This is a genomic window from Pseudoprevotella muciniphila, assembly GCF_003265305.2.
GTDB classification, from domain to species: Bacteria; Bacteroidota; Bacteroidia; order Bacteroidales; family Bacteroidaceae; genus Alloprevotella; species Alloprevotella muciniphila.
This window is the reverse complement of the sequence record NZ_CP033459.1, coordinates 420,988-439,165: the sequence shown is the minus strand read 5'-3', so window position 1 is coordinate 439,165 and position 18,178 is coordinate 420,988. Positions and strand designations below refer to the sequence as shown.

At 38.9% G+C, this 18,178-nt stretch carries 13 protein-coding genes; 6 read left to right on the top strand and 7 right to left on the bottom strand.

Features of this window, described 5'->3' with window-relative positions:
• Positions 1-81: 81 nt before the first annotated feature.
• The gene (locus C7Y71_RS01840) at positions 82-2,043 is read right to left on the bottom strand and encodes a leucine-rich repeat protein (protein WP_111897763.1); all 1,962 of its coding nucleotides are present in this window, start codon (positions 2,041-2,043) and stop codon (positions 82-84) included.
• A gap of 127 nt (positions 2,044-2,170) precedes the next feature.
• On the opposite strand from C7Y71_RS01840, the gene C7Y71_RS01835 reads away from it, so the two are divergent.
• Entirely contained in the window at positions 2,171-3,670 is a 1,500-nt protein-coding gene (locus C7Y71_RS01835; protein ID WP_111897764.1) for a transglycosylase SLT domain-containing protein, read from the top strand.
• Between the two features lie 33 nt (positions 3,671-3,703).
• On the top strand, positions 3,704-7,033 hold the full coding sequence (locus tag C7Y71_RS01830) for an AAA domain-containing protein (RefSeq protein ID WP_111897765.1): 3,330 nt from the start codon (positions 3,704-3,706) through the stop codon (positions 7,031-7,033).
• Positions 7,034-7,055: 22 nt separating this feature from the next.
• Here C7Y71_RS01830 and C7Y71_RS01825 read toward each other — a convergent pair whose 3' ends face one another.
• The 6 genes from C7Y71_RS01825 to C7Y71_RS01800 all read right to left on the bottom strand — a co-directional run bounded on the left by C7Y71_RS01825 (position 7,056) and on the right by C7Y71_RS01800 (position 15,537).
• Positions 7,056-10,007 carry a PEP/pyruvate-binding domain-containing protein gene (locus C7Y71_RS01825; RefSeq protein ID WP_111897766.1) on the bottom strand — a complete coding sequence of 984 codons (2,952 nt, stop codon included), beginning with the start codon at positions 10,005-10,007 and terminating at the stop codon, positions 7,056-7,058.
• Positions 10,008-10,022: 15 nt separating this feature from the next.
• The gene (locus C7Y71_RS01820) at positions 10,023-10,685 is read right to left on the bottom strand and encodes a B3/B4 domain-containing protein (protein ID WP_111897767.1); all 663 of its coding nucleotides are present in this window, start codon (positions 10,683-10,685) and stop codon (positions 10,023-10,025) included.
• Positions 10,686-10,875: 190 nt separating this feature from the next.
• Positions 10,876-12,324 (bottom strand): MBOAT family O-acyltransferase, encoded by a 1,449-nt coding sequence (locus C7Y71_RS01815; protein WP_111897924.1) that lies wholly within the window; start codon positions 12,322-12,324, stop codon positions 10,876-10,878.
• Between the two features lie 86 nt (positions 12,325-12,410).
• Entirely contained in the window at positions 12,411-13,244 is an 834-nt protein-coding gene (locus C7Y71_RS01810; RefSeq protein WP_111897768.1) for a GDSL-type esterase/lipase family protein, read from the bottom strand.
• The gene (locus C7Y71_RS01805) at positions 13,245-14,678 is read right to left on the bottom strand and encodes an SGNH/GDSL hydrolase family protein (protein ID WP_111897769.1); all 1,434 of its coding nucleotides are present in this window, start codon (positions 14,676-14,678) and stop codon (positions 13,245-13,247) included.
• 106 nt (positions 14,679-14,784) lie between these two features.
• Positions 14,785-15,537 (bottom strand): hypothetical protein, encoded by a 753-nt coding sequence (locus tag C7Y71_RS01800; protein ID WP_146739351.1) that lies wholly within the window; start codon positions 15,535-15,537, stop codon positions 14,785-14,787.
• Between the two features lie 153 nt (positions 15,538-15,690).
• Between C7Y71_RS01800 and C7Y71_RS01795 the strand changes: the two genes are divergently transcribed.
• Genes C7Y71_RS01795 through C7Y71_RS01780 form a run of 4 tightly spaced genes read left to right on the top strand, consistent with a single transcriptional unit; the run spans position 15,691 to position 18,172 of the window.
• Positions 15,691-16,731, top strand: coding sequence for a hypothetical protein (locus tag C7Y71_RS01795; protein WP_111897771.1), 1,041 nt, complete (start codon positions 15,691-15,693; stop codon positions 16,729-16,731).
• 16 nt (positions 16,732-16,747) lie between these two features.
• Positions 16,748-17,212: a MaoC family dehydratase gene (locus tag C7Y71_RS01790; RefSeq protein WP_111897772.1), complete on the top strand. Its 465-nt coding sequence runs from the start codon at positions 16,748-16,750 to the stop codon at positions 17,210-17,212.
• Positions 17,213-17,232: 20 nt separating this feature from the next.
• Positions 17,233-17,829: a YigZ family protein gene (locus C7Y71_RS01785; RefSeq protein WP_111897773.1), complete on the top strand. Its 597-nt coding sequence runs from the start codon at positions 17,233-17,235 to the stop codon at positions 17,827-17,829.
• Between the two features lie 4 nt (positions 17,830-17,833).
• Positions 17,834-18,172: a 6-pyruvoyl trahydropterin synthase family protein gene (locus tag C7Y71_RS01780; protein WP_111897774.1), complete on the top strand. Its 339-nt coding sequence runs from the start codon at positions 17,834-17,836 to the stop codon at positions 18,170-18,172.
• Positions 18,173-18,178: the final 6 nt, after the last annotated feature.

Here is an 18,178-nt window from a genome sequence, read left to right as displayed (position 1 = left end):
TTGAAGATCTAACTGACATCAAAAGTCATTAGTATTATAATATTTAACTTAAAAAGTCTCTTTTTATTGTTGAAAGTCTCTTTATTCGCCAAGAATCACATTTATTAGTCCAACAACGTCTGACACGTTGATTACACCGTCATTTGTCAAATCTGCCGCTTTCTTGTTGAATTTCTGAATATTACTGCCAAGAATCCTGTTTATGATATCTACAATGTCATCTACAGTTTTGTCGGATGTGGAAGAAAGAATGTCGTTGATACACGTAACAACATCGTCAACTGTGTATTCAACTTCTTCGCCAGAAAGAATTTTGTTAATCAGAAGAACCACGTCCGATACATTAACTATGCCGTCATCGTTGGCATCACCAGTCAGGATGGCTTCAGTAATGGACTTAAATTTACGCCAATTCTCTTGTATGGAATAAAGATGTTTCGTGCCGTAAGGTACATTCAGTTGTGCATTTGTAAAAACGTAGGGTGTAAATGAATTGGAAGTTAGCAAGCATTCACTAGGGTTCTCTATTTTACTTTCAATGTGTGATATGTTGTTACAACCATTAAAGGCATTTGCCCCAATGCGTTTTATGCTGTTAGGAAGTGTCAGACACATGATGCCCGACTGATTTGTGAATGCACGTTCGCCAATGAATGTGGTTCCGTCGTTCAATTCTAAATTGGTGCTGTCTGCAAGTGTTCCTATATAGCAATATGCCAATGATCCGATGTAAACAATGCCTTCAGAGATTTTGTTATAATTGCCTGTTTGATGAAAGGCGTAATTGGAAATGACAGGAGTGCAGTCGTTGAATGTTACGTTGGTCAATTTGGAACAGTTTCGGAAGGCGCTCAAGCCAATAGTGTTCAGACTTGAAGGCAACTCAATGCTTTGTAGATTGGTGCAATAGCGGAACGCCTGGCTACCAATCTGTTCCAATGACGAAGGCAACTTAACATACTCCAATTGTTTGCAACTGTAGAACAAATAGGCAGGAATGACGCTTAAATTATCAGGAAGTGAGATGTGCGAAATTTTAGTATTACAAAATGCAGAACTTCCGATGGTGTTAAGAGTAGAAGGTAGTGTGACATTTGTCAATCCAGTGCAATCTTCAAAAGCGGATTCTCCTATATCCTTAACACCTTCTGGCACATCAACAGACATTAGACCGGCGCATCCTGAAAACGCAAATGAAGCAATGTTGGTTGTGCCGCTATCAATGGAAAGACAAGTTCCCGAAGGCATACTGCCTTTGTAGCAATATGCAGTTTTTCCAATGTAAATCATCCCGTCAGCCTGATTTTTTAACCATGGTGTGTTTTGGAATGCTTTGTCGCCAACGGAGACGTCTATTCTTTGTATGTTCACTGTTTCAAGAGCGTTGCAATTATAGAAAGCCTCTTTGCCGATAGTCTTAATGGATGTCGGTAATGAAACGGACTCCAAACTGGTGCATGATTTGAATGCACCCGGTTGTATGCTCGTAAGAGTGTCTGCGCTCAATAAATCTATATGGATCAGTGGCTCAGTACCTGATAATACAAACTTCGACTTTTCCATCATCTTATAACCTCCATTCACATTACACCATGCCGCAGCGTCTTCAATGCACAAGGTGTCCAATGATGCTATAGTGGTTTGGATAAAAGTAATGGAATGTGGTAAAGACAATCTCTTGAAATTGCAATTCTGAAAGCACCCTGATTCAATCCCAACAACGGAATACGTGTTGCCGTTATATTCTATAGAAGACGGAATGGTAAGGAATGATAGTTGAGTGTAACCTTCAACAAAATCACCAAATGAGCCGTCTTCAAATACCAACTGCCTACTTTCATAGGTAAGGACAACCTTTCGATCTCCTTTGTCATTGAAATACATAGTTACCCCGTCCACCTCTGCCTTAAAATCGTAGGCATGGCAGACAGCCGGAAAAACAACCATAAGCAAAGATAGAATTGCTTTGACAATGATTGGATGGAGTTGAAGAATAAATGCTCTGTTCACGCAGTCCGGATTTATGATTGCAAACTTAATCATTTATTTTGATAATGAGTGTAGACAAATATCTTTGAAGAAGAAATTTATAATAATTTAACGATGCAAGTATTTATTATTGTTACATTTAGCCGTACCTTCGCGCATAATTTTGAACCAAATTCTTATAATGGAACAAGAAACCCCGTACATGGATGACAATGTTTCACAGAAAGACGTGAAGCAAAAAGTCAATATGACTGATAACAAGAATGATGAAATAGGCAATCCTGCCAACAACAAAGACAATGCTGCCAACAATAATAATAAGAAGAAAAGAAAGCAGATTGTTTATTTAGCCTTGGCTGTTATCCTTCTATGCATCATTGGTACATGTATTTATTATTATACTCGTCAAGACAAAGATGACAACGAAAAACAAGAGGTGCAAAAACAAGAGGCAAAGAATATTTACGATTGGGACGAAATCCTCGAAAGTGGTAAACTTGTCGTAACCATGACACGAGGCATTGATTCTTATGAGGAAATCGACGATACAGTCATGGGAATACAATTAGCATTGGTGCAGAGTTTTGCCGATGATAATGGCCTGGAATTACAGGTGAATTTGGCGGAAGACACCACCCAGATGATAAACATCCTTAAAGAAAAAAATGCAGATATAATAGCAACACTCGTCCCGACGACAGTCATCGATAGCGCAGAACTGACTAGTGCAGGGTCGAAGGATTCTGTCAGCCACTTGTCCTGGGCTATAAGAAACAATCAGCCTAAGTTTGAGAAAGTACTCAACGAATGGTATTCGGACGCGTTGAGGGATAGTCTTGAAAATGTAATGATACAATGTCTCAGAAAGCGACATGAAGTAAGGAAACAATCAATACCCCCTTATATATCGCTTGAAGACGACGTCATTTCCATCTATGATGAACATTTTAAGGCAAACGCAGATATGGCAGGTTGGGATTGGCATCTTATAGCAGCATTGTGCTATGAAGAGTCAGGTTTCGATCCTAATGCCATAAGTGGAGCAGGAGCGAGGGGACTGATGCAGATAATGCCCGCAACGGCAGAGAAATACAATGTAAAAGAGTATCTTGCACCAAGAGAGAATATAGAATTGGGATGTAAAATAATTGCCGCACTCAATGAGGACTTTAAAGACATTACAGGGAAAGAACGAATCAAATATGTTATTGCGGCATATAATGGTGGAAGTGCACACGTGCGAGATGCTATGGCGCTTGCACAAAAGAATGGCAAGAATCCAAAGAACTGGGATGATGTCAGTTTCTATATACTTCATCTGAAGGAACCTGCGTATTATCATGACCCGATTGTCAAAGATGGGTTCTTGTTAGGAGATGAAACGGCTAATCACGTCGTGAAAGTACTGTCCAGATGGAAACAGTATGTCGGTGATATAGGCATGAGCATTCCAAACCTGATAGAAATAGAAAACCAAACCGCTGTATTGGCAAACGATACTGCCCGGATAATATCCCCAAATGCCAACACAAACAACAAGGCAGATTTTTCTCAAAAGGTAGTAACAGGAAATGCAGGCAATAAAAACAACACTACAAATCGATTTACCAAGAATACGGTTATTCTTGGCCCAAACGACTCAAGGCTGTCCATAAAAGGAGAGGAAGAAGACACGATTTGAGGTGTAACTCATAATCTAATATAGAATAACAACATGCCAACGCTTTTATTTTCCGAAATACAGGAACTCACCAGACAACAAACATCGTTGCGCTCAAAGTATTATCAACTAAACGAACTACTTCAACGTGTTTGCAATTCGTTTTCAGAAGATTACAATACATCATTTACAGGGTTGTTTTCACAACTTAATGCCGTCTGTCAAGCAAACAAAATTGATAAGCGAGACATAGATTTTGCTCGAAGAAGGATAAGATTAGTGCTTCGTGGCGAAATGTTGCCCGATGAGCAGACATTTGCAAGGGATTGCGGACATCTTTCTCATTTTATAGCACAACTCTATCATACAAAAGTACCGTCAAATCTGGCACATCTTTACGTGCCAGAAAAAAGAGAAACCCAAAAGATAGAGGCGATATACCTTAAAAAAAGAGCCATAGTAGAACAAATCAATAAAGATAACTTTGTTTGTTCTACTGTAGATGGCGATGAATGGACTGTCGTTCCGAACGAAAGAACTTCAAAAACTTTCAAAATCCTCGAAACAGGCATGACGGTTAATTTGATAGATACTAAAGTATCTGATGGAAAATATGAGCCAAGGCTCATCATCTTTGAACCGGACTTTCTTATTGATGTCAGCCAACTTGCAGGTTGTATGATGCATTATGGAAATCATCCGTTCAATTATTTGCTAAAGATGTTTGAACCGGTTTCCACAAAAATTTTCTTCCTGCTTGGAAATTTGGCTAACCAGTTTGTAGATGATATCGTCAACTCAAAAAAGAGTGAACAGAAGCAGATCTATCTTGATGCTTGCAAGAAAAACTTTAGGGATTTCGCTCTTCAATATCTGGTTCTTTCTTCTGAAACTAATACTGATTTTTTTGAAGATACGAAACGGCACTTCGCTAATATATACAAAATAGTACACCAAAACTTCGGCAGCCGGCATGTAAATATCAAACTCGATGAAATCATTCTTGAGCCATCATTTATTTGTGAAGCGTTAGGGCTGAGAGGAAGGTATGACATCATGTCGTCAGACAGGTTAAGTCTTATAGAACTCAAAAGTGGAAAAGCCGAAGAATTTTACAGTAAGCCAGTAAAACCTAAGAAGGACAATTTGATGCAAATGACGCTCTATGCTGAAATGTTGCATTATAATTTCCTTATACCACGCGACAAAATTAAAAGTTATCTCTTATATAGCAAGTACCCCGTGATTTATGAGGAACGTAACTCAGCAGAAGCAGTAGCAGAAATCATGTTCCTCAGAAACAGAATCGTGAAAATGCTTCAGGCAATCAGAAAAGGCAACTTCTCGAAATATCTGCCATATATCAGAGAAGATGTTATTAACGAAAATAAGATAAATGATAAATTATACAATAATTTTCTGAAGCCTCGTCTCTCTGAAATAACAACACCACTCAAAGAAATGAAAGGAGTGTTGAAAGATTATTTCTGCGAGTATCTGACATTCCTTGTTCGTGAACAATTCATGAGCAAAACAAGCGACATGAGAGAGGGAGGAAGTCGAGGATTTGCAAGAGTCTGGAATGCCGACTTCACTACGAAAATATTGACGGGCGACATACTTTATGATCTGAAAATAAAGGAAACAAAAGGAAATGATTCTGTTGAAAACATCGTTTTCCAAATACCTGCTTACGATGATGATTTTATACCCAATTTCAGAAGTGGAGAAATAGTTCAAGTATATCAACGGAATAAGAATGAAGACAATGTGCTCAATAAGCAATTGATTAGGGCACACATCGTGAATTTAAGAACTGATGAGATAGAACTTGCTTTGACTTTTCCCCAAAGAAATTCCGAAGTCTTTCCCGCCGATGCCTTATATGCTATAGAACATGATTACACAGACAGTTCTTTTAATACGGCATTCCGAGGGTTGTTCCAACTCCTGAGAACAGAAAAAAGTCGCCAAGAGTTGTTGCTCGGACTAAGAAAACCCGAAACAAACCCGAATATTCGTCTAAAGGGAGAATATGGAGAACAAATGAACTCTATTGTGTTGCAGGTTATGCAGGCGAAAGATTATTTCCTTCTTGTAGGACCTCCTGGAACGGGAAAAACAAGTGTAGCACTAAAGAATATTACAGAAGAGTTTGTTGCAACTTCTCCTGACGGTCAAGCACTGCTTCTAATGGCATATACCAATAGAGCAGTTGATGAAATCTGTGGTATGCTTGATGGAATAAATGCCAACTATATCAGGATTGGGAATGAACATGCTTGTGCCCCTGAATTTAGAAAGAGGCTCTTGAGCAAAAGAGTAGAAAAATGTGACAGAAGACAGGATGCGGCGAGAATAATTCAAACTACGGACATTTATGTGGGAACAGTGCTTTCAATTAGCGGAAAACCGGAACTCTTTGAACTGAAATCAATTGGATGTGCAGTCATCGACGAAGCATCACAAATTCTTGAACCATTTATAGTGGGATTACTCTCAGTGCAGAATTCACGAGGAAAAGTCTGCATACCTAAGTTTATCTTGATAGGGGACCACAAGCAACTGCCCGCAGTAGTAGTGCAATCAGAAAAAAACACAAAGGTGGAAATGGATTCACTGCAGCAGATTGGACTTAACAACCTGCGCAATTCTTTCTTCCAACGCCTGAGCATTCTGCAGCAAAAGTATGATTGGAGAGGTGTTACGGCACTACTGAATAAACAAGGAAGAATGCACCCGGAAATCAGTAAGTTCGTAAGCAATGTGTTCTATGAAGGCAGACTCGAAGAAGTGCCGTGCCCACACCAAAAGGAAAATCTCAATCTCAATAAAACCCAGTCGCAAACAGAACGCTTTATCGCTGAAACAAGAATGGGGTTTGTAAATGTCAGTCCGCCCGAAATAGTAGAAAACGTAAAAGTCAATACAAACGAGGCAAAGGTGGTCGCAAAGTTGTTGAAAAGTCTGATAAATCTTTATGAGCGAAACGGGGAGGAAATATACACACCTAAACAGGTCGGTATTATCGTACCTTTTAGAAATCAAATTAGGGCTGTAAGAAATGAACTCAGAAAAGAGGAAGTTCCCGATTACGAAGACATTACAATAGACACTGTAGAGTGCTTTCAGGGAAGTCAGAGGGATTTTATCTTCTTCAGTACTACGATTTCAAGACGATATCAACTCGATACGCTTTCAAATGTTCAGACAAGTGGCGACGTCATAATCGACAGAAAACTCAACGTCGCAATTACGAGAGCAAGAAAGCAGATGTTCATAGTGGGGAATGAACAACTGCTCTCCGATAATCAGATATACAGAAATCTTATAGGAAATTGCAGAAAAATAAAAATGGAAGTTGATGAAATTGCTATAAATTAGAAATAATAAAGCAAAGTATGGCTTATTTCATGACAACTCCAATAGACTTTCTGCCGTCCATCTTTATAACGAAAGGCTTTTCACGGTGAACGAGTCTGACGAATTCTGTCTCCTCTTCTGCCGGCAGACTGTTGAGGTAGTCTTCATCAAACGACCCATCATCGCGGAACGGATTTATTGTAAAGTAACCTGTCCCAAGCGATGTGAGATTCTGGAAGAAATGTGTGCCTTGACTGGGGTCAACCTGATAGTTTTGCAAACCGCATTCCACAATAACTCTGGCGCCACTGATGTGAGCCCATTTCACAGGAATACCAAGCCATGGATCGCTGCTACCCCAACGACCCGGACCAACGAGAATGTAGTTTCGGTCTTCTGAAAGCAGTTTCTCGTTAATTTTGACAATTTCTTCTGCTATGCGTGGATTGTTGGTCGCATCGAAAAGTTCGGATTTCACATAAACAACGTCATAAACATCATTGACTATGCCATTACCCAATACTTTTGTAGAACTGATAATGGTATTGTTCGAATCAATAATGCCAAGGTCTTCTTCTATGCGCTCCTTGTTATCCACGATGGGACGAATTTGCAGAAGATAGAAAGTGCCAGTGCCTGTTTCTGGATTGACATTCACCGCAAATTCTATCTCAACAGGACGACCGATTTCCTTCTGTCCTATTTCGAGCAATCTGCTGATGGTCGGAGCAAGAGGAAGAGAGTCGTTTTGAAGAAGGTTTGCAAACGATATAATACGGCGTCCATGAGGAAAATAACCATCCCAAATCATGTCGCTGTCGCGATCGTAAGTAGAAACAACATATTTCAGCGTGCTGTCCAATGGGGCGTCCTTAATACTGACTTTTTTTAGGTTGAAGTCTTCGTGAATATCAAACTCGTTTACCTCATTTTCCATGTCCAACGCGTAGAAATTACGCTGTGTCTCGCGTAGTGCAAAATCTGTAGTGCTGAGTTGCAAAATATGGCGTGGGTGTTTGGGCGAAAATTTTAGAGTAAGTCCACCATCAACAATATATTTACCAAGTCCGAAAGCAATGCTTGCAATGCCTTCTTCTGCCTTTTCTTCACCTACAGGATAGAAATTAAGCGAACGCGCAACACCGGAAAGAGTGGGGTAGTAGAGCGTATCGTGAATGCTTCCGACAACTTCCTGAAGAACTACAGCCATTTTTTCTTGGTCTATGAGGTTCTGTGTTGCAGTAAGATAGGCTTTGCTATCGTGGAAGAATACACTGGCATAGACGCCCTTAATGGCTTTTAGTAGTCTCTCTAACGATATGTCCTTGTTGTTCGGGTCAACAGGTACCATATAAGTGCTGTAAACGCCGGCAAAAGGTTGATAATGAGCATCTTCAAGAATGCTTGAAGAGCGTACAGCTACTGCACAATGCAAGGTGTTGAAATAGAAGGCTAAGTCTTCTCGGACATGTAGGGGCAGAGTGGCATTTACAAAAGCCTGAAGAATTTCATCATCACTTGCATCACTTAATGCAATAGGGTAAAGGTTATTCTGATCCATAAACTCATCGAAAACATCCGTGCAGACCACTACAGTCTTAGGTATGTTTACAGCAAGATCTTTACTCTCAAGTTTTGGGTAGCGCTTGACCATAGTACCCATGAATGCCAAACCACGACCTTTGCCGCCAAGACTGCCTTTGCCAATACGGGCGAAATGGCTGTATTCATCAAACATGTCTCGGCTATAAATAGCAACCACACCCTCGTTTTTCATACGACGATAACTCATAATGAGGTCGAATACCAACTGGCGCGCCTCATCCATGTCAACGTATTCTTGAACACTGACCTCCTTCAAGATTACTGCTGGAGGGAACATGGCGCGTGTAAAGAAGAAACGGGAAAAATGATTCTTTGTAAGATGATAACGCATAGCATCATCTGGTATTTCGAAAACGTGGTGCTGAAGATCCTTGAGCGATTTCATGCGCATCAATTCCTCGCCCGTTTCAGGGTTTTGTATGATGAAATCTCCAAAACCGAAGTTCTTTCTCACTGCCTGCTTCAGGTCCTGCGGATAGGTCTTAGAGTTTTTGCTTATAAAGTCTGCGTCCAATTTGTCTGCAACAATAGCGTTTTCGTCTTCGCTTGATTCGAGAATGATTGGAAGGTGTTCATCAATTCTGCGGATATATTCACCAAGAGCAAGACCGGCCTTCTCTTCTTTCTTGCCGCCTTTTGCAAAGCTCATGTCACTGACGATGCCCAGAATATTGTCTTTATATAAATTATAGATGCCCAGAGCCTCTTCATAACTGCGGGCTAACATTACCTTAGGCCTTCCTCGCATACGCATCGTACGGAGTTGATCGTTCAAGGCTTCTTTTGCGAAATATTGGCTCTGCTCAAGCACATATCGGAATAAGTGGGTCAATGCAGAGGAGTAGAATCGCACGCTGTCTTCCACCAAAAGAATAATCTGAACACCTACAGAAGCACAGTCGTGAGGAGCATTCCATTTATCCTCCATCAGTTTGACTATAGCCAAAAGCAACTCAGAGTCGCCCAACCATGAAAACACGTATTCCACACAAGAGAGATCCTCGCGTGCCACACGCTTACTGACTTCCTTCGAAAACGGGGTCAGAAGCACGATTGGAATCTGTGGCCATTTCTCCTTGATGCTACGTGCATTGGCTGTCAAATCGATGTTGTCCATGTTGGGCATTTCGATAATTAGTTCAAAATTACGCTCACTAAGCATCTTTTCCGCTTCTTCCAACGTGCTTGCTTGAGCAAAACGAGGAGGATAGCGAAGACCTAAATGGGTGTATTCATTGAACATCTCTTCATCCACACGACCATCTTCTTCGAGCATAAATGCATCATATTTAGTAGCAAGAAGCAAAATGTTGAAAACTCTCCGGTTCATTAAATCGGCGAATGGAGTATCGCGAAGGACTATGTCCTTTAAGTTTGGAATGTTTCCCATGGTGTTTGGATAATCTTATTTCACAATGGTGGATGAAAAATCTCTTCCCTCGGCATATCTCTCTAATAGCGACTGCATGAATTGGATGGCTAAAGCAATGTTTCCTTCGTCACCATCATAACCATTGAAGAAAACACAGATGTTGACTGTTTCAGAAGAAATCTTTGTTCGCATACTGTCGCTTGTAGGAGTTGCGATGCCACCCTGTTCATCCCTGTAAACAGGCAATCCCTCTATGTTTAGTACGCCACGACCTATTCCTTCGTATGGCTCCTCGTGATGGCCGATTCCCAACACAACATCACCAACAATCTTAAGAGAGTCAAGTACACCAATAGAATATCCGCAACGCAGGGACACCAAATTACCTATGTCAACGAGTGTGTCAACACTATAAAGTTCCTTGCCTTGTATTACGCGCCGTGCCAGTTGTTCGTTTGAAGGGCGATAACGGCTTGGGTCTTTTCCTGTTGCCTTATAGGCATTTCGGGTCGCTACAATTCCAGGGCGCAACTTGATGGTTGTCGTATCATATTTTGAACGAATGCACGACACCTCGTTCAATATTTCCCGCCACAAATCTGATGAAGTTGGTGAATTCTTGACTTTTGCAGTCAGCACACCAACTTTGAGTTTAGGCCAACGAGATGTCAATTCATCTGATATTATTAATTTCATGATAAACTACAAATTTCTTAAATTTCTAACTGCGAATTTACATATTTAATTTCACCATCAAATGTAAATCTGTAATTCTTTTCATTAAAGAAGTTTACTCTTTCTGAATTTCAGGTAAATACAGAGTATCTTGGGGCAGTAGAAAGATTGCCAATGAGAAAACCATACCCCAATAAAAGCAAAGCAACTTTTAGAATTGGAAGTAGATAAAAGGTTGTACATCAGCGGTTTTAATCTGAATAACAATGTAAGTAATTAGTACAATCAAGAGAGCCTGAATAAATAGTGGCGATAGTTGGATGGTACGGCTAACCTTTGCTACAAGTTGTATAGGCATAAAATGCGTAATATAGCCTATTAGCATAAGAACGAAAACACCCCAATAACCAGTAATCATTTGCACAAAAACTTGAGCATTGAAAGATGTTACGATTTGTGACAGCACCATAAAGGCTTTGTCCATATTGTCCGCTCGGAAAAATACCCAACAAATACAAACAAAATGGAACGTAATGAATATCGCAGGAATTCGGCGCCATAAGGGAAGGTTCTTTCCACCTTTTTGTTGTCGTGTTATGAACATCCAGATTTTATGTACAACGAGTCCTAATCCATGTATGCCGCCCCAAAGTATAAACTTAAGCATGGCACCGTGCCAAAGACCACCAATAAGCATAGTTAGCATTAGGTTGATATACTGCCTGATTTTACCTTTCCGATTACCCCCAAATGATATATATACATAATCTTTCAGCCAAGAACTCAAAGATATGTGCCATCTTTTCCAAAATTCAGTTATGGATGCTGATTTATATGGAGAATTAAAGTTTAGAGGGAATGTAAAACCAAGGAGCAAAGCAATGCCAATAGCCATGTCGCTATAGCCCGAAAAGTCGCAATATATCTGAAGTGCATACCCGTAAACTCCAAATAAATTTTCCACACCGCTATACAACGTAGGATTGTCGAAAATTCTATCAACAAAATTTATGCTGATATAGTCACTAATGACTGCTTTTTTGAAAAGTCCACTCATTATAAGATAAAGACCATGCCCAAACATTTCACGAGAAACATATAGTGGCTTACGTATTTGGGGGATAAAATCCTTCGCTCTAACGATAGGGCCTGCTACCAATTGAGGGAAAAATGATACATAGAAGAAATAATCTAAAGGATTTATCAGAGGCTTGATTTGTTGCCGATAGATATCAATAGTATAACTTAATGACTGGAAGGTGAAAAAAGATATTCCTACAGGAAGGAATATGTTGTAGGGCTGAAATTTACCATCATGGAAAACATTTGAAAAAATTTCACCAAGAAAATTTGTGTATTTGAAATAGCACAAAAGACCGAGGTTTATAATCAAACTTAATGCTACAAGCATTTTGCGGAAAGTTTGGCGCTTTACATTGCCCAAAAAACTACCTATTATAAAATCAGATAAAGATACTACAGCCAAAAGGAAAAAATAGAATCCACTTGACTTGTAATAAAAATAATAAGAGAAACAAATAACAAAAAACAATCTTGCTGAAGTTTTGTTCTTTAGCAGTGCATATATCCCTGCAAACGCTGCAAATAAGAATAGAAATAACCCACTATTGAAAAGTAGAGGACTATTCTCATTATACATGAACAATTCTGTCAAATGAGAAAAATCAAATTTTCCTATAAGATGGCTGAAATCCAATGTATATAAGTGTTATGAAAATAGAAATATTATTGTTTGGTGTTTTCTATATAGTCGAGAAAACCATTTATAATGGCATTGTACAACATTATACCCTGCATTTTGTAGGCATCCCATGTAAAATGCACGCCATCTACTCTGAAATATTTGGCTGCTTTCAAATTTTGGCACGCATAATCTTCACCTCCAAGCACATCATAAAGATCGTAGGCTGCCATATTGTTCTCATTGGCATATTTAACGATGGTGCGTGCTACTTCTCCGTTCTTTGGGTTAATTTTTCCATTTTTTAAATAGCAACCAGTAGGAGTCGTTAGTAAGAAAAGTACATTTGGCAACTGTTCCTTTATGGTTGAGATGAGTTGATCTATTTGACCATAGTGTCTCTCACCTGTATATGTTGAAGAATAGCCTTCATTTGTTCCAAAAGACAAAATAACCAAATCAGGATTTTGTTGATATACTTTTGGCAACAAGCCAGAATTCATAAAAGAGGTGAATGTGGCACCATTCTTACCAAAATCGCTGAATTTTACTGATGGGAAGTTTTTTTCAAGATTATCGCCAACTTGTTTAGGAAAAAAGCGTCCTGCCACATGGCTGTCACCTATGTGAACTACACTGATTGGATCTTGCGAACCTCTGAATTTAGATTGGTACAACTTTTCGTAAAAAGCGTCCAAACTACAGTTGTCATCTATAATCACATTAGACGACATCCCTTCAAATATTGTAGGATAGTTAGGATTTACCAATAGTTCTGCTTCCAATTCTTTGGTTACAATTTGGGATCTTGTTGAAAATATAAACATTGTTTGCATCAAAACAAATATGTTTATAATCTTATAAATAATGCGTTTCATCTAATTTTTATTATTGTTTATTAGTTGTAATTTTCTGTCATATTCTTGTTTGCCCCATACGAGTGCATCATAAAGCAGTTTCGCAAAATATGCGCCTCCTTCAAAATTGATGTGAGTATAATCTTTGTTTGCCATAGGGGGAGATGATTCTACAAACTTTTCCATGCTGTCCTCACCACCCATGGCCTCAAATGTGTTCCAAAATGAACAGCCAGATTTAATTGCAGCATTTTCCTGATGAATAATGAAAGATTTAATCGCGTTCATAGTGTGAAAGTTGCCATCCGAACCTTTGGAACATCTATCTGCCATACCAAAAATCATTATAGCAGTATTGGGCATACAATGTTTGAGTTTTTTTACAATGTTTGCAAGTTCATCCTCGTATGTGGAGTAATCAGTGCAGCGTTTGTGAACAATGTTTAGGCCATATTGGAGTACAATCAGGTCATAGTGGCGCAAAGAGTCAATCTGTCTTAACAATTCTTCCGATAGGTCAATTAGTCTTTTTCCTGTGTTCGATCTTAAGGCAAAGTTGTCTACAAATACGCCTGGACTTGAGTTTTCAAGCGTAGCACCATAAAACACCGCTCCACGACCTTCGTCAACGTGCCAACGTATGGAGTTGATTTGACTATTGGTTGCAGTCAACTTATGCAATCCAGGAGTAGCCTCTGCTTGGAAATTTATTGTTTCACTTCCATTAACGCGTGCTGTAATGTTGAAAGACCTACCATTTCCTTTATAGAAAAACTCAGATTGGTTACAGTTGCCTAAAGTGGAAAAGATGTCTGGTAGAGTTTTCAATTCAAAAGAAGCATGAGGCACACTGTCTGCTTGTGTAAAATATTGCCCACTCAATCCAATTAGTTCAATCTTGTTGTTTTTGTCCAAAATGGTGTGCTTGTTGAAACCCTCATTAGTTGTACGACACGTCTTTCTGAAATGTGCAGCCTCATTATCGATACTTGTAAAACCTACACCTTGCCCGCCATATTTCTTTTGAAGCATGTCGCGCAAATCGCCTGTAAGAATGTCTCCTTCAATGAATGAATCACCAAGAAAAGCGATCCTGACTTTTTGTTGAGACGCTTTATCAAGCGCACTGTAAAATGCGTCCATACCTTTGCCTTCTTCTTGAGAATAGTTTCTGATACAAGTCACACCTGTTTTACAAGAATCGTTGAACGTTTGATGTGCATTGTTGATTTGTGCGATTAATCCAGAGGACGCATTTTTATTTGAATCTTTCTTTATGTCGCTTAATATGTCTATTTTTTTTAACTCAATACCAAAAAATGTAATATCAGGGAGAAAAAAGAGTATAGATAATCCTGTAATAACAAAAATAGAAACCCAAAAAGTTCTATTTAAGAAATTCTTGTAATTCCCCCTTTTTGATTTTTCAGAATGTTGAGAAGACGGAGACTTCATTTATATCTTTTATTCTTATATCTTATAGTAGTTTTATGATTATATATGCGGCAAGTTCGTTATAGGTATAACTGGTTAAAAATCATTTGAGTTCATAGAAGATTATTTAATCCTTTCTTGGTGACTCTGGAGTCAGTCGCATAGGTCGTTTAGTCGTGTTGTTCTCTACTTTTTTGTTTGTAGATTTTGTTTCGTTAGTATTCGTGTCTAGTGTGGGCTTTGTAGATTTCATAGGGGGCGTCTTCCTTGAATTACCCTGAGTGCTCTTTGCACCCTGAACGCTTGGTTTTTTCTGTGTAGAATTATCTTTTTTGCCATTTGTTTTTGTTGTTGAAATGGGCTCATTCTTACCAGGATTGGTGGGCTCTTTCGTTGCCTGTTTGTCATTTTGCACAGGACGTTTAGCATTAAGATTGATAGTGTGCCAGCCATTCTTGTAAACTGGCTTTTGCACAACATGGTAAACAACATTATTATGTACTTTCTCGTAAAGATTAACACTACCTTTGCAAGGTATGTAACTCTGAGACATCAGTTCGTTCCAAAACTTATTGGCGTCAACCTTGTTTTTGAAGTAAATTACAGCCGACAGGGTTTTTGTATTCGAGATATTAAGGTAGCAGGCATGGTTGTTGAGGGGTTTTACGACATTATTGACAATCTCAACATTGTTTCCATAAATGTAATGACCACCTGACTTCTTGAGAAGTGAAAGACCGGAATTCTTAATGGACTTCTGGCTCGCAACGCCTTTTCCGTTTACTATTTGTATCACGTTTGTGGCACATGCCACTTTTTGAGCATTGACTCCCAAAACTGAGAGTATGCAGAAAACAAGAGAAAGAATATAACTTTTCATAATTATTACAGACAATTAATTGCTATGTTTATTCATTTATTCTTGCAAAAATAATCATTTGTTTACAATCACCATTGTTTTTCAACTGTTAATTATTTTGAAATTTTGTCTTCAATACGTATTTTTGCAGAAAAATAAGATAGAGGGAGCAAAATGGAAAATAAAACATCGAAAAATAACAGTTCGAATTCAACTGACAATGTGCAAGACAGCCAACAGGTGAAGAACAAAAAAAAGCGAATAAGCAAAACATTCATTTTAGGAGTAGTCTTACTTTTAACTGCAATTATAGCAATCTCTTATATCACATATAAATCGTCAACAAGAGATGAGAACGAAAAGAGTAGGTATGACGCTCTGAAAAACAGCCGAAATGTTGAGGATTACGAAGACTTTCTCGAGGATTTCCCCAAAAGCAGGCACAGCCGCGAAGTAAGCGCTCGATTGGAGCAAGTGAAAGTGGAAGTCAAAGAGTGGGAAAGCATAAAAAATTCATCAAACCCCAACGATTTCAGAGCATTCCAAAACAGATTCAATGATGCTTGCTTTGCTAATTTGGTAGAAGCAAAATTGGATTCTTTGGATTGGATAGTTGCAAAAAAAGAAAATACAAACAGAAGTTATAAAACGTATCTTGACCAACATCCCAAAGGAAAGCATAAAAAAGAAATTCCTGAGGAGATGAAACTTGCACAGCAGAATTTTATTAAAGAAAACAATACAGCCTTCGATTATGAGAATGTTATATATCTGTTTTTCCAAAATCTCGAAAACAGAAATGTGGCTGCAATGAAACAATATGTAGCAGAAGAAATGACGGACTTTCTGGGCAGAACAACACTGAAGAGAGATGACCTTGAGGGAGGTATGGCAGGCATCCTGCCTTCTAAGAGCGATTCCTGCGGAATAAAAATAGATAATTTCTCACCAATCGAGAAAATAGACGACAACTATAACCTCAAATTCACTATAGAACAATTCTTGGCAGATAACTACGGAGGGATGAAATATGTGGATTATGACGCAGATTGTAAGATGAATACAAATCTGGAAATAGTTTCGTTGCAACTCAACAAAAAGAAGGAACAAATCATAGCAAAGGCAGGTAACAAGCCTATAAGAAAAGATGACAATACTGCGTTGAATGGTAAACAAAGAACGTCCAACGTTGTTAAGAAAAGTAATAAACAATAAAATAATTTCTTAGACCATGAGTAAAGTGGTAATTAACTCTCATAAGGAGTTCGAACAGTTTTTAGGAAATAGAATAGGAGAGTCTGATTGGATTCTCGTTGATCAAGACCGCATAAATAAGTTTGCTGATGCCACAAACGACCATCAGTGGATACATGTGGATGTGGAAAGAGCAAAAGAAGGACCTTTTGGACAAACCATAGCACATGGATATCTCAGTGTGTCGCTTCTGCCATGCCTTTGGGAACAAATAGCAAAAGTCAACAACCTCAAAATGATGGTTAATTATGGCATGGACAAACTTAAGTTTGGAAAACCAGTGCTCTCAGGCCAAAGTGTCAGAATGGTCGTCGACCTTCAGAGTATTGCTGACTTGAGAGGTATTACGAAGGTAGAATTGAAATTCTGTCTCGAAATACAAGGAGAAAAGAAGCATGCACTCGATGGTATTGCTACTTTCCTCTACTATTTTGAAGCATAAATTTCTCATCACCTCCATCAATGGATGCATATCTGACTATCGCTCAACGTGGTGAAGGCAATTATACAGAAAAAAGAAGCCGTTTTCTCTCGTTTGCTTTGCATGTTGAGAATGAAGACGATGTCAAGGATACAATAGCACAATTCAGAAAGAAGTACTACGACGCACGGCATGTATGCTATGCATATGTTCTGGGACCAGAGAAATCGGCAACACGAGCCAACGATGATGGTGAACCTTCAGGAAGTGCAGGAAAGCCCATCCTGGGACAGATAACCTCAATGGACCTGACTGATACGCTCGTAGTTGTCGTTAGGTATTTCGGAGGTGTCAAACTCGGGACAGGAGGTCTTTTCTCTGCATATAAGATTGCTGCAAAGGAAGCACTGAACGCTGCCGAGATTGAGGAAAGAATTATAAAAGAGAGGCTGAAAGTAGCAGTGCCTTACGCAGATGTTGATGTGATAATGCGGCTATCTAAAAACGCAGGGGCTGAGATAGTATCAAGAGAATACGATGCGGTAAATACAATTTTGGCCATCGAAATTCGTAAAAATGAAATAGAAAACTTGAAATCTGTCGTAAATAAAGTGTTTACTGCAAAAATCTTAAAATAAAGGAATGTTTTACCTCGAGAAATCTATAGAAATTTCATACGCGCATCGCTTGTCGTTACAATACGAAAGCAAGTGTACTAATATGCATGGACATAATGCCATCGTAACTGTTTATTGCAAAGCAGAAAAACTGGACGAGAACGGAATGGTTGTCGATTTTATGCACGTAAAGCAAGTCGTAAAACGTCTCGACCATGTTTGCTTTAATGATATTTTCAGTTTCAATCCTACGGCTGAAAATGTGGCAAGATGGATTTGTGAACAGATTCCGAATTGTTACAAAGTTGCCTTCAAAGAATCAGAAGGAAACATTGCAATCTATTCTTTAGAAGAAAATATCTAAAATTTC